The organism is Paraglaciecola sp., from assembly GCF_039942875.1.
Classification (GTDB): domain Bacteria; phylum Pseudomonadota; class Gammaproteobacteria; order Enterobacterales; family Alteromonadaceae; genus Paraglaciecola.
Window position 1 is genome coordinate 18,316 of the sequence record NZ_JBDVBQ010000039.1, and the last position, 13,620, is coordinate 31,935.

Here is a 13,620-nt window from a genome sequence, read left to right on the forward strand (position 1 = left end):
AAAGGGGGCTGGCTTTTTTTCTGGCTGTGCTCCCACTTTATCTTTTAACTTTTCATGATTTTACCCCGCAACACGATACGTCGTCAGAACCCTTATTTGTCTCAAAAGCTTCAAGTAAAGAAGCACTAGCCAAGGTTGTAGACTTGTGGAGCAACCATGAGTACTCGGCTGCTAATCAGGCTTTGGCGATGATTAACCCCCTTGATCAACCCTTGGTGAGTTTATATCAGCCTTATATCGAGGATTATTTGGTAAATGGGCAAAATCATAGCTGGGAACAACAAGGTGCGTACCCTCCCAGCTGTAAGCAAAAACTACTATTTGTCACGGGCGAGCTAGAATCACTTCATCAAGCTAGTCAATTTAAACAGCGTCTTTCTGACGATAAACGGCTTGGCACCTTACCCATTTGTGTACACCAGGTGACATTTTTTGACCCTGATACTGTGTTGTGTCAAAACAACTGGCTGAATAGAGGGCGATTGGGCTGCGACTTACTATCGTTTGCTAAGCAATTGAAAAATATTGATTTTACTCATTTAGTTATTTTTGCAGATGAAGGTAAAGCTAATGTTCATAACGGTATTATGTTTTTAGACAAACAAGATACCTATGATGTGTTTGTTCACGAGTTAGCTCATTTTTCGGGGTTTATTGATGAATATCCTCTGAGTGCGGGTTTAGCAAAAAGAGTATGTGCAGGAATTGATGCACCCAACTTAACCTTTAAATACGCAGGTGACAAAGCCAATCCAAGTACCGAATACTTGGCTCGAACCTGCGACAATCATGCTGCCCAAGCCTTTAAAGCATCGAGTCAGCTAACCTTTATGGAATACCATGATTTGGCTTATATTCCCCCGCATTACCTTAGTGCTTGGAAAACCTTGTTGATTAACCTCCCTAAGCACCCGTCTGCTCATTTGAATTTTGCACAGCTTTATGAGGATGCCAATAATCAAATCGATAGTCAGTTTTGGCGAAAAGAATATCAATCATACTTAGCGGGTATTTGATGGATCGGCTTGATATATGTCATTTTCGTGACAGATAGGTATAATACTTGGACAATTTAGTTTCTTCCAAAGTACTTATTTACAATTATGTCTCAGGTATTTGCTGTCGAGCCAATCGACTATCCTTTTCCCGCTAAACCTACTCCTCTTAATGTTGCTCAGCAGCAGCATTATGTGCAGGAAATAAAAACACTATTGAAGCAAAAGAATGCGGTACTGGTTGCCCATTATTATACTGACCCCGAAATTCAAGCCTTAGCCGAAGAAACCGGCGGGTGTATTTCTGACTCCTTAGAAATGGCTCGATTTGGTCGTGATTGTGACGCCGACACATTAATTGTCGCGGGTGTACGTTTCATGGGCGAAACCGCTAAAATTCTAAGCCCAGAAAAAACCGTATTAATGCCTACATTAGATGCCACTTGCTCATTAGACTTAGGATGCCCAGCTGAGCAGTTTTCTGCTTTTTGTGATGCCCATCCTGATCATACAGTTGTGGTTTATGCTAATACCTCTGCAGCAGTTAAAGCCCGCGCTGATTGGGTGGTGACCTCTAGTATTGCCCTTGAAATTGTTGAGCATTTAGATAGCTTAGGTGAAAAAATTATCTGGGGGCCAGACAGGCATCTTGGGGCATACATTGCCAAAGAAACCGGTGCAGACATGTTGCTGTGGCAAGGTGAGTGTATTGTTCATGACGAGTTTTCAGCAAAAGCCCTAAGAGATATGCAACACCTTCATCCTGATGCGGCTGTGTTAGTGCACCCAGAGTCTCCAGCTAGTGTGGTCGAGATGGCCGATGCAGTTGGCTCAACAACTCAATTAATTAATGCCGCTAAAAGTTTGCCCCATAAGAAATTCATTGTGGCGACCGACCGCGGAATTTTTTATAAAATGCAGCACGCCGCCCCTGATAAAATTTTATTAGAAGCGCCCACAGGCGGTAACGGTGCAACCTGTAAAAGTTGTGCCCATTGCCCATGGATGGCGATGAATGGACTACAAGCTATACATCAATCTTTAACAGAAGTGACAGGTCACGAAATATTTGTTGATGACGCTTTACGCCATAAAGCCCTCATACCATTAAATAGAATGTTAGATTTTTCTGCAGAACTAAAAATGAAGGTGACAGGTAACGCTTAATTTGCATTACAATAGAGCGTAGATGTTTTCGATGCAGATATAATGGCTAGTAGTGGTTGTTATTCGTTGTGTAACATAACTTGATTACGGCCTTGATTTTTAGCTTTGTAAAGAGCCTCATCTGCTCTTTTTAATGTGGCTTCTAGGTTACTTTCTTCGAAGTTAAATTCAGCTACTCCAGCACTTATTGTGATATCTACGTTACGTGCCTCGAGATTAACCGGGGTACTGGTGATATTTTTATGTACCTTTTTCGCTAATTTTTGCGCATCTAAAATATTTGTTTGAGGAAGTAATATTAAAAACTCTTCGCCACCAAAGCGAAAAGCAAAATCTGATGAGCGAATATTATTTGAGATAGAGTCAGCCACACTCCTAATAACCCGATCACCAGCATCATGCCCATATTGATCATTAATTGACTTGAAGTGATCAATATCAATACTTACCAACGACAGAGATGACTGGTAGCGCTGGCTAGTTGCCACGGCTTGCTTTGCAATTGCACTAAATGAGCGTCTATTATGCAACTCCGTTAAATAGTCAAAATGAGCGGCCTTTAACAGCCCTTTAGAATAACTATCTGATTTCAATAATAGCGGCCCTAAAATAAACAGTCCTTCTATTAACACCGTCAAAATGATTACAACGAGAATTAACTGTTGAGTGTGTCTTAACTCATTGACTTTATTTATGCTTTCTTGTTCGTACTGTTTCACCACAGTGTCGAAACTATGTAGCATTTGATTTTTTAGCCGTGGTAAAAACGAGATGTCGGTAGATTGTTTACTTAAAATTTGTGTAATGAGTGTTTTTAATTCAGTAATATTTTTATCGATTTGATGAGGTGCAAGAAAATACATTGCGTACATATCATCTGATAAGGGAGATGGGGTATTTGCGTCAACAGCTTTGAAATGTTCTTTAAGTAACATTTTGTGATTATTTTGCATTTTATTTAATGCCGCCAACGCCTCATTTTTTGCATATTCGCCGCTCTGGTTCATATATTCAGTCGTAAATAAGGTGACACGTTGTGACAGCATACGCTGCTGGCCACTAATATTGATAACTTTAGCTGAATGGCTTTGCTCTGAAATGATTTCGTCAAGGGTGAAATGAACAAATAGCGATAACCCAGCTATAAAGGTAAGAGAAACAATATACGTCAACGTCATCGTTCGTGCAGGGTTTAATATTTTTTTTATACTTGAAACTGAATCCATATTTTTTAAAGAGAGCTCTTATTTTTATACGTAATGGAAATCTAACCTAATAGTAAGCAAATAACCGCATTTACAATTGTGCAGCAATTTAATGCAATGACCTTAAAGCAAATTTAACGCATTATTATAAGATAACGTTGTGTTAACAGCAACGGACAAAAAAAGACCTATTTAATACAAGAAAAATAGAGTGAGTTTGTTGTGCCGTTTTTACGATATGTGCGGTATAAAGTACTCATATTAATACCCTAGGAGTTAAGCATGCTCGATTTGAGTCGTTACAAAGGCATTGTATTTGATATGGACGGAACCATTATTGATTCGATGGGAACCCACAGCATTGCATGGCGTAAAACCTGCGAAAAATACGGTTATCCATTTGATGCAGAGTATCTTTACGGTCTAGGAGGCGTGCCCACCAATGAAATAGTCAAGCTTCTTAATGAAAAACATCACATGAGCCACAACCCAGATGATGTGGCAGTATTTAAGCGTGAGATCTTCAACCAGCTTAAAGACAAGCCCGTGGTGATAGAAGACACCTTTGAGGTTATGCAGCGCTATCAAGGCAAACTGAAAATGGGAGTGGGCACAGGTGCAGACCGCAGTAACGCTATGACCTTGTTAACTGACTCTGGTTTGCTAGAACGCTTAGAAACTGTAGTAACGTCAAGTGATGTTACCCATGGCAAACCCCACGGCGAGACCTTCATAACCGTTGCGACTAATATGGGCTTAGAACCAAGTGATTGCGTAGTATTCGAAGATACTGAAATAGGCCGCTTGGCTGCAAAAAATGCAGGTATGGATTGTATAATGGTAATAAACGGTAAAATAGAATTACCATAGCTTGCTTGATTAATAACCGTATCAACCTAGTTACAGCAGTTAATACTTGCGAACCCGAGCGGTTTTCCCTAACATACGCGCCACTTTGTAAGAATGGCAGTTAGCCACAAGTTGTTTTTACAAAAATTACTGGTGTAAAGCGGTTACCTAACGCTTAAGCTTATCGTTAAAGCTTTGAAATAAGGTATGAAATTTAGGAGAGGTGGGTTAAACCGCTCTCTTTAGGAGCACTGCTCCGCGCGGTTTAACATCGAGTCAAGGATGGCGAGATTGGATGCATATCATCATGGACGTGTATTTGACTGCGATGAATTATGTATAAATGTATTGCTTTAAAACCTTATAAATAAGGTTCTATGCCAAAAGTAATAGATAAAGCGCACGCCTTGCGTTGAGTTAAGTTCAAGCAACTCATTTAAACAGGCTTACAATTTAAAAGTTTTGGAGAGGTGGCTGAGTGGCTGAAGGCGCACGCCTGGAAAGTGTGTTTAGGGTTAAACCTAACGAGGGTTCGAATCCCTCTCTCTCCGCCAAATGACGGTCTAAAGAAGACCAGTAAAGGCCCGCAAGGTATTGATAATGCTGCTCTTGCGGGTTTTTTGTATCCGTTGTACTCCGTTAGGGTCTTGTAACATCCATCAAATATTGTAACATCTTATGTAACATTTACTTTAGTGTTACAAAACAGGTGTTACATAAATGGCTAAATTAAGTAAACCTCTTACCAATACAGAAGTCAGTCAAGCAAAACCACGAGATAGGGAATACAACTTATCAGATGGCGGTTGTTTAGCTTTGAGGGTTAAGCCAAATGGAACTAAAACTTGGCTTTTTAATTACTTCCACCCTCACACTAACAAACGTACTAATATCAGTTTTGGAACATTTCCTATTGTGAGCCTTAAGCAGGCCAGAGAAAGCCGAGAGGAAGCAAAGATCCTCTTATCTCAAAATATCAACCCTAAAACACATAGAGAGTCAATTGCACTTCAACAAGCGCTAGAGCACAGTAACACTTTAGAAAAAGTGACTGCTGATTGGTTTGCAGTTAAAAAACCATCATTAACACCAGCCTATGCAGAAGATGTAATCCGCTCTCTTGAAAAACATGTTTTTCCAGCAATAGGTAAAACACCTATTTCAATGGTTAATGCAGTGGGAACAATTAAGGTGCTTAAGCCGTTAGCGGCCGCTGGAAGTCTGGAGACTGTTAAACGATTATGCCAAAGGCTAAATGAGATTATGACGTTCTCAGTTAATACTGGTGTTGTAGAACACAACCCATTAGCTGGTATTAGTAAAGCCTTTGAAGCACCTGTTAAGAAAAACATGCCAACGTTAAGGCCTGAACAGTTAGGTGAGCTTATGAACTCCCTTAGTACTGCAAGTGTTAAGTTGGTTACACGGTGTTTAATTGAATGGCAATTACATACTATGGTTAGACCTGGCGAAGCGGCTGGTACTCGTTGGGATGAAATAGACTTTGAAAATAAACTCTGGACAATTCCCCCTCTTAGGATGAAAAAGAAACGTGAACATATCGTGCCACTTAGTGAGCAATGTATTGCTCTACTTGAATTATTGAAACCTATTAGCGGCCATCGTGAACATGTTTTCCCCGGTGATAGAAACCCAAGAACACACATGAATGAATCAACGGCAAATGTGGCCTTAAAACGTATGGGCTTTAAAGATACGCTTGTTGCCCATGGATTAAGGGCATTAGCAAGTACAACTCTAAATGAACACGGTCATGATCCTGATGTCATTGAAAGTGCCTTAGCTCACGTTGATAAAAACGGGGTTAGACGTGCCTACAATAGAGCCGACTACCTAGAACGAAGAAAAAAGGTTATGTGCTGGTGGTCTGAACATATTGAGCTGGCAGCCACTGGAAACATGAGCTTAGCCGATGCAAAGCACTCACCTAGATTAGTTAACGAGTAACCACAACCAACCAACAGCAAAAGAGGAAAAGACGATGTTAGATATAAATGATATTGAATGGTACTGTCATACATTTGGGCCTAATAGTATCTCATTACAAATTAGAGACAATGAAGACTTTGCAAAGTGTACATTTGTAAAAACCTACACCGACTATAAAGTGATGGTGAATGAGTATAACCAGCTTTCAGAATCTAACCCCAGCCTATATATGACGTCTGAGAAAATTATTGACTTAACATGTGAAGTTTCAGAGTTAAATAAAGAGAACTTTACAAATTTGATAGCATTTGAAAAAGAAGTAGAAGAATATGTTGGCAAACATAAAATAGCAGCTTAACCAGTTTACCAAGTCTAGGTTTGCTCCCGAAAAGGCGTTACCCATGGCCCTGACTTGGTATTATCTCTTGGGTTCCGTAGGGGTACGCTAATGAGTGATTTCAAGTATGAAAGTTGGATCCCAGAAGATGCTAAACACACTTGGGAAGAAGAAATATTCCCAAGAGCTAGAAATTTAGCTAATCAATATGTACCTTCGGAAATAGTAGAATCAAATAAATTCTCTAAAGATGAAAAATTCTCGATTAAACTAGAGAATACTCAATCAAATAGAAATAAAGCCGCTTTATTAGATATCCCCAAATTATTTATGAAATTTGCTATGGGTAAAGCCCCAGTGGAGTTATGGAAACATACTGAAGACTATAGCGGATCTGATTTGATTTGGAGTATATACAGCGCGTATACAGGCCCATTTTACCAACAGGAAATGATGAAGCCCAAGGAAAAGGTAAAATGGGAGTCAGATGTATACGAAGCAGCCAAGGCGCTAAGGCTTTTAACTACCCATTCAAGCTATACGGATATTCCATTCAATAGACACCAATACATGTATAACTTACTTATCAACACATTAACAAAACACGATATCAATATAACTAATGAACTAGGTTCAGAGTTAGAGCAATTATTCAATCCCGCACCACCATGGCAGGATCTAAACGGTATTCTTCACGATGTTCAACTTGTTGCACAGGGAAAAGAATGTTTCGATGAACAAGGAAAAAGGGATATATCACTAAATCCAATTGCTTTAAAAAAGCCAAATGATGAACATTCACATAGGGCATATTTCGCCAAGTATATGACCTGTTTTTTTGGGGAAACTACAGGCCAACCAAAAAGGTCAGTTGTACAGTCTCTAATTGAATGCCTATTTGATGGGATAGAGATTAGGGCATTAATAAGAATAGCCCCATGGCCCCCAAAAGCTGAGGGTGATAGATAATATTAATTTAATCCCCTGCTAGATTATTTAATTAATTGCCATTAATCTGACATCACAGTAAACAACATTTTTTATTTAACCTTACTCCTACGCTAATTGAGCGTATTTAAACCTAATCGGAGTAAGCAAAGTGAATACAAATTCTGAACAACACTATCAAGATGATCCCATCTTAAGAATGGCCGAAGTAGAACGTACAACAGGCCTTAAAAAAAGTACCATTTACCTTTTAGTCAAACAAAATGAATTCCCCAAACCAATTAGTTTAGGCCTTCGGGCTAGCGGGTGGTTAATGTCTGAAATTAATCAATGGAAGCAAGAACGCATAGCTTTATCTAGAGGTAAAGATAAATGCTAAAGGCCAACCATAAATACGTTGTTTTTAATAGCGTGTCGGTTGCCAATGTAATTATACAATCAAAAAAATTAGGTAAACGGCCTCGGATTATTCTCGAATATAAGTCTAATGACCCCACTACGCGCATTTGTAATTTTAACCGCATCACCATCAAAATAGATGATAGTAAAGAAGTTCCTATCTTTGTAAAAGAGCAAGCTATGCCATTAGAGAAGAGTAAAAAATGGCGTCATGGTGCAATTTTTTGCTGTCCACATTGCGGCTATGAATCTGATATGACGGGGAAGCAATGAGTAAACTAGATTTTAAGCATGTTGCAAGTATTGCCCTTTCTCAATTTCCACAAGTTTTAGACAAGTATTTACCCGGTGGAAAATATAACGGCAATGAATATACAGTCATCAACCCTAAACGAACTGACAGCAATGCCGGTTCATTCAAAATAAACATAACGACAGGTATATGGGCTGATTTTGCTACGAATGATAAAGGAGCCGATGTTATATCGTTAATTGCCTATGTGGTGAATCTATCACAAGGTGAAGCATGTAAAGAACTAGCTAACTATTTAGGGGCTGGTGGACTTGATAATTCTAAGCCACCAGCAAAGAAACCAAATAAAAAACTAACTTGGGAAGCTATAACGCCAGTACCAGAACATGCTTTATCTACCTGCTATACAAAACATTTAAAATTAGGGGTTCCCACTTATACATGGGAATACCGTAATGAAGACGGCTTTTTAATTCTTAAAGTCCTTAGATTTGAAAGCATGGTTGATGGTGAGATAAACAAAGAATTTAGGCCACTAACATATTGCCGTTCTGATAAGGGGCAAGAGGCTTGGAAGTGGAATGCTCCGTTCAGCATTAAACCTTTATATGGGTTAGATGAATTAGCAAATAAACCTAATGCACCAGTGGTCTTGTGTGAAGGTGAAAAAGCGGCTGATGCCGCTAAACAATTATTGCCTTCCAGTGTCTGCATGTCTTGGTTAAATGGCGCTAAAGCAGAAAAGAAAGCTGATTTTACCCCACTAAAAAACAAGAGCGTTTTAATTTGGCCTGATAATGATAAAGCAGGCAAAGAATGTGCGGCCAATTTGGTAAATATATTAAAAGGAATTGGTTGTAACAAGGTTGCTTTACTTGATTTAAAAGCATTTGAGCAAAGCCCCGCATTAGATGAACAGGGCAAAGCTTGTTTTGCTGGTAAAGTGAAATGGCCGGATAAATCAGATGCCGCTGACGCCTTAGAAATGGGGTGGACGGCTGACCACATAGCACTATTAAAAACCAATAAACAACTAATAGATAAACCTAGAGGGAGTACTTCGGTTAATACCATTGAACCTACAGTATCGAATGGATTTAAGTTGACTGAGAAAGGTGTTGAAGCGCTAATCAGCTCAGGTGACGATGATAATAAGGTTTATCGTTTAATTTGCTCTCCACTAAAAATTATAGCTAGGACTTCTGACGCCTCTGGAGGTGGGGTAAATTGGGGTATTTTAGTTAGCTTTAATGATTATGATGGCAATGAAAAAACGTGGAATATCCCAATGAAACTTTTTGCTACTGATCAAGGGACTGATATTCGAAAGGGGCTACTTGATAGAGGTTTACGGATTGAGTCTTTTAGAGACTCAGGGCGAAGAGTATTACAGTATTTACAAGCAAGTGAGCCAACTAATAGAGTTGGGTTAGTATCTAAGTTGGGGTGGCATAATGGCGCATTTGTACTACCTGATATCACCCTTGGTGATACAGAAAAACCACTGCTTTTTGATAGTGAATCTATTGCCCCTTGTAAATTAACAGTATCTGGTAGCGTTTTAGACTGGCAACAACAAGTAGCTTCTTATTGTTCAGGTAATGAATTAGCGATCCTAGCTGTATGTATCGCATTTAGTGGCCCGTTAGTGGGGATGCTTGGTTTATCCGAAAATATTGGTTTTCATTTTTACGGTGATAGCTCACTGGGTAAGTCTACTTTGCTTAACGTGGCTTGCTCTGTCTACGGTGATCCTAACGAGTACAGAAAAACATGGCGTACAACTGATAATGCTCTAGAAGGTATTGCTGCAACTCATTCAGACATGTTACTGGCCTTGGATGAATTAAACCAAGTCGATCCACGTATTATTGATAACGTGGTTTATATGCTAGGGAATGGTAAAGGTAAAAATCGCTCTGGCTCTGATTATAAAGGCCAATCATCTTTAAGTTGGCAATTAGCCTTTATTTCAAACGGTGAGAAGACCCTAGAGCAATATTTAAGTGATACAGGTAAAAGTGTCACAGGTGGAATGGAAATGCGTTTCCTTGCTGTCTATGCAAGCCCACACGATGACGAAACCACAAGGAAGAAGTTAGGCATATTTAACGATAGCAAAGGCTTTGCTGGTGGCGCTGATTTATCAGATCAATTAAGAAAGGCCGTTAATCAATATCATGGCGCACCGTTCCAAGAATTCATTAAACTTTTAGTGGGTGGCAATCAAAAAGATTTTAAAGATTTTCTCTATGGAGGAATAGAAGACTTCAAACAAAAAACATTAGGTAATAGCGCAAATGGGCAAGTAGGTAGAGCCGCTGAAAAATTTGCAGTTGTTGCTTTAGCTGGTGAATTGGCAACGCACTTTGGTATTACTGGGTGGCCTGCTGGTGAATGTATTAACGCAGCTGAGAAGCAGTTTAAAGCATGGTTAACTAGGCGAGGTGGGACGGGCAATATTGAAGAAATGCAGATACTTAAGCATGTGGCTTCACAAATAGAATTGTTCGGTGAAAAATACTTTCGAAGGTGGGATAAAAGCAAAGGTGGTAATTCAGCAGTTATCGATGAGCACGTACCAAGTAGAAATGAGCTATGGGGCTTTAGATTAACAGAGTTAATAAGAAACCCCTTAGAGGGTGATTGTACAGAGCATACATATTATGTAACTAAACAAGCGTTTGAAGTTCAACTCTGCAAAGGGTTTGATCATAAGCGTGTTGCTAGGTTATTGCGCTCTGAAAATATATTGATTTTGAGAGATAGTGAATTGCAGCGCAATAGGCTATGCACTAGAGAAAAATTACCTGGATATGGAAATAAACCACAGCAAGTTTATAAGTTTAAATCATCATCGTTAACAACGGTTATTGAGCGTTTTAACGGGGATAAAGCCGCATGAGTACTGGGTTGCCTGAATTAGCTCCGTTTTTGACTACCTGTGAATATGAATCCTTGATGGATGAATCCTTACCTTTTGATGCTATAGCGCTCTATTTTAGGGTGTTTTGTGTGCTTGATAGTGGAAAGGATAAGCCATTGTTAGTTAGCCATAGGGTTATGGCTGCAAGTAATGGCATTTACTCAAACAACCGTTTAATACCAATGAGGGACGCAAGAGTAAGAACCACTATCAAGCATTTAGAGCGAGTAGGGTTACTTGCTAAGGCTACACCTGAATCAGGTCTGAAATTTAAACGAGTTTACATTCGTTCACTTGCTGGTTGGCTGTGTTCACTCACTCCCTTTGAGATAAAAAAGCTAACAGATATTAACTTAAGCTATGAAGCGGTAACTCTTTACGTTAGATCTATCAGACCACACCTGAGTATTTATTCATTTACAGCTATGGTCTATATAGACGTCTTGGAATTAGCGCTAACCTTCAACCCTCTTAATAGCTCCCCAGAACATAGTGTTAATGGAAGAGTATTGCTAAAGGCTACAATACAAGAGTTGATTAACTCAGGCCTGATTGAGTGTGAAATAGACGATCTTTACTATGTTTTTACCTGCCATGTAAGCAAAGGTTTTGATTCGTATTGGCTTAAATCATTGAGTAAAAACTCATGACTTTGTTTAGGTTAGGCACTAATAGTGCAAATATTTGCACTCTGATTTGTACTGTTACATAAAAGTGCAAATCCATATATATCTGTTTTTACTGGTAATTATCAGTTAATTTGCACAATTTGCATTTTTTGCACTCCAAAACAAAAGGGCTAGAGTTCACCCCGTACCCCACTAAAAAGTGATTAGTGCGGCCCTTGGCCTGTTACTAACATAATGATGGTCTTTCCCTTGGGTTTTATTAAATTACTTATTAAATATTCTTCGCGTTTAAAGCTGCTCAACAGCAGGTGTTTGTCTTAGTTATATCATAACTACTATATTGATATGTTTGGTTGTAGATGGGGCAAACGGTTAGGTATAAGGCCAATACATAATGGCTATTTCTACTAGCGGCTATTACCTTTTTAATTGTGAACTAGCTTTGAGTAACTAGCCTTAATGGTTGGGTCCTTTGAAAAATACCTAGTATGCGAGGCAATGAGGCCCGAGTTTTTAACAGCTATAAATTTATTAAGGGGGGTTATATTCTCAATTAGTAAGTTGGGGGGGGCTAAAAGTTCAAAAAAGACCCGCCGGACATCGCCGCCCTAGTGCCATTTTTATGTGAACTACTTTAAAAAAGAGAAAACCCAATAAGGTATGTATATTGATTAAGTACTAGTAAGGTAAGGGGGGAGTACTTTTAAGTATTAAAGTAAATATCCTTTGGTTAATTCTATGGGTAGGCCTTCGGGTTAGTTCTATTCTATGTCAGATAAAGGCCTTTGGCCGCGCTCAGTATTGTACGAAGGGGACAGGGGATAAACTTTAACCCCCTACTTATAGAGTGCAAAAAGTGCAAATTGTGCAAATAATTAAATAATTTTCATTTAAAACAATTAGATACTAGTTTGCACTTTTGAAGTACAAGTGATTTTAGAGTGCAAATATTTGCACTATTTAGCCAATCAGGCTTGCTTTGTGCCGTTTTAATCGATTTATTTAGCCATTTAGTACCAAAGATATACTCCATCACTTAGAGTGCTAGTTCATGAATATTGAGGATGTTATGAAAGAATTTCAGGAAGAATTTGAAAACGCAGTTAACTATATTGACATGTTACGTTTCGACAAGAAGCACCCTTGGCATTGTAACCTTATGCTATTGTATTGCTCTCTAATTGAGTACTCTGATTCACTATTGTTAATTTTTAAGAGTAAGCGAAATATAAGCGGGCCCATTATATTTAGAGCTTACTTGGAATGTTATGTGGACTTTATAAATTTAGCGAACGATCGTAAGTATGGTTACTTTATGCAAGCTAGTTTTCATAAAGATTGGATTAAAATATTGGAAGAACAAAGCAAAGGAGCAAATCCATATTTGTCTGCCATACCAACAACTACACTTGACTCTAAACACATGTTGGAAAACAGTAGAATAGAGCTAAAAAGCTTAAAAGAGAAAGGTTACTCGCCCCTAAGTATTTTTAAAAAATTTCATCGAGCAAATGTTGTAGATGAATACAAGTCAATTTATGCTACTTTGTGCGCTTTTTCGCATAATAATATTAGTGCACTTCGAAATAGGTTTTTCTTTCTACAACCTGAAAAAGAAACCTTTGATATTGCCTTATTTAAAGAAACTGACGATGTAACGCCGTTTATCGAAACTGGGTATGAGCTTTTGCGAGAGAGTAGTTTTACAATACACACTATTCTTAATTCTGGTCATGCGAGTGCCTTTTTAAGTAAGGAACCATCAAAGGAGTAACCAATACATTCTTTGAAAAGTAGAAATGTACGGCTTTTACAAAAAATATATTAATAAATTTAAAAAATAGTTCTAGTTCCCTTATAAAAATTTAAGTGACATTATGTTTTTGTAACATGGGATGTAACATTTTTGTTTTTGATTTTCGTTAAAAGTTATATAAATCAATGTGTTAATGGTTTTATTTT

Annotated in this window: 12 protein-coding genes and 1 tRNA gene; 12 read left to right on the forward strand and 1 reads right to left on the reverse strand. The window is 38.5% G+C overall.

Annotated elements, in window-relative coordinates; translation table 11 throughout:
- The first annotated feature begins 26 nt into the window (after window positions 1-26).
- The gene (locus ABJE44_RS12720) at window positions 27-1,016 is read left to right on the forward strand and encodes a hypothetical protein (protein WP_348120789.1); all 990 of its coding nucleotides are present in this window, start codon (window positions 27-29) and stop codon (window positions 1,014-1,016) included.
- Between the two features lie 87 nt (window positions 1,017-1,103).
- Complete coding sequence (gene nadA / locus ABJE44_RS12725) at window positions 1,104-2,162, forward strand: quinolinate synthase NadA (protein WP_348110116.1); 1,059 nt, start codon at window positions 1,104-1,106, stop codon at window positions 2,160-2,162.
- Window positions 2,163-2,221: 59 nt separating this feature from the next.
- On the opposite strand, the gene ABJE44_RS12730 is transcribed toward nadA, so the two are convergent.
- Window positions 2,222-3,340, reverse strand: coding sequence for a diguanylate cyclase (locus tag ABJE44_RS12730; protein ID WP_348110117.1), 1,119 nt, complete (start codon window positions 3,338-3,340; stop codon window positions 2,222-2,224).
- 309 nt (window positions 3,341-3,649) lie between these two features.
- On the opposite strand from ABJE44_RS12730, the gene ABJE44_RS12735 reads away from it, so the two are divergent.
- The 10 genes from ABJE44_RS12735 to ABJE44_RS12780 all read left to right on the forward strand — a co-directional run bounded on the left by ABJE44_RS12735 (window position 3,650) and on the right by ABJE44_RS12780 (window position 13,432).
- A complete protein-coding gene (locus ABJE44_RS12735) occupies window positions 3,650-4,237 on the forward strand; it encodes a beta-phosphoglucomutase family hydrolase (protein WP_348110118.1) in 588 nt (195 codons plus the stop codon).
- Window positions 4,238-4,680: 443 nt separating this feature from the next.
- A tRNA-Ser gene (locus ABJE44_RS12740) sits at window positions 4,681-4,770 on the forward strand.
- 166 nt (window positions 4,771-4,936) lie between these two features.
- Complete coding sequence (locus ABJE44_RS12745) at window positions 4,937-6,184, forward strand: integrase domain-containing protein (RefSeq protein ID WP_348110119.1); 1,248 nt, start codon at window positions 4,937-4,939, stop codon at window positions 6,182-6,184.
- Window positions 6,185-6,218: 34 nt separating this feature from the next.
- Window positions 6,219-6,524, forward strand: coding sequence for a hypothetical protein (locus ABJE44_RS12750; RefSeq protein ID WP_348110120.1), 306 nt, complete (start codon window positions 6,219-6,221; stop codon window positions 6,522-6,524).
- 90 nt (window positions 6,525-6,614) lie between these two features.
- Window positions 6,615-7,472, forward strand: a complete 858-nt coding sequence (locus ABJE44_RS12755) for a hypothetical protein (protein WP_348110121.1) — start codon at window positions 6,615-6,617, stop codon at window positions 7,470-7,472.
- 178 nt (window positions 7,473-7,650) lie between these two features.
- Entirely contained in the window at window positions 7,651-7,830 is a 180-nt protein-coding gene (locus ABJE44_RS12760) for an AlpA family transcriptional regulator (RefSeq protein ID WP_348110296.1), read from the forward strand.
- Window positions 7,824-8,123 carry a hypothetical protein gene (locus ABJE44_RS12765; RefSeq protein ID WP_348110122.1) on the forward strand — a complete coding sequence of 100 codons (300 nt, stop codon included), beginning with the start codon at window positions 7,824-7,826 and terminating at the stop codon, window positions 8,121-8,123. The genes ABJE44_RS12760 and ABJE44_RS12765 overlap by 7 nt, the downstream gene beginning before the upstream one ends.
- Complete coding sequence (locus ABJE44_RS12770) at window positions 8,120-11,008, forward strand: DUF927 domain-containing protein (RefSeq protein WP_348110123.1); 2,889 nt, start codon at window positions 8,120-8,122, stop codon at window positions 11,006-11,008. The genes ABJE44_RS12765 and ABJE44_RS12770 overlap by 4 nt, the downstream gene beginning before the upstream one ends.
- Window positions 11,005-11,679, forward strand: a complete 675-nt coding sequence (locus ABJE44_RS12775; protein WP_348110124.1) for a hypothetical protein — start codon at window positions 11,005-11,007, stop codon at window positions 11,677-11,679. Before ABJE44_RS12770 ends, ABJE44_RS12775 begins: the two co-directional genes overlap by 4 nt.
- Window positions 11,680-12,817: 1,138 nt before the next feature.
- Complete coding sequence (locus ABJE44_RS12780) at window positions 12,818-13,432, forward strand: DUF5677 domain-containing protein (protein WP_348110297.1); 615 nt, start codon at window positions 12,818-12,820, stop codon at window positions 13,430-13,432.
- The last annotated feature ends 188 nt before the right edge of the window (window positions 13,433-13,620 follow it).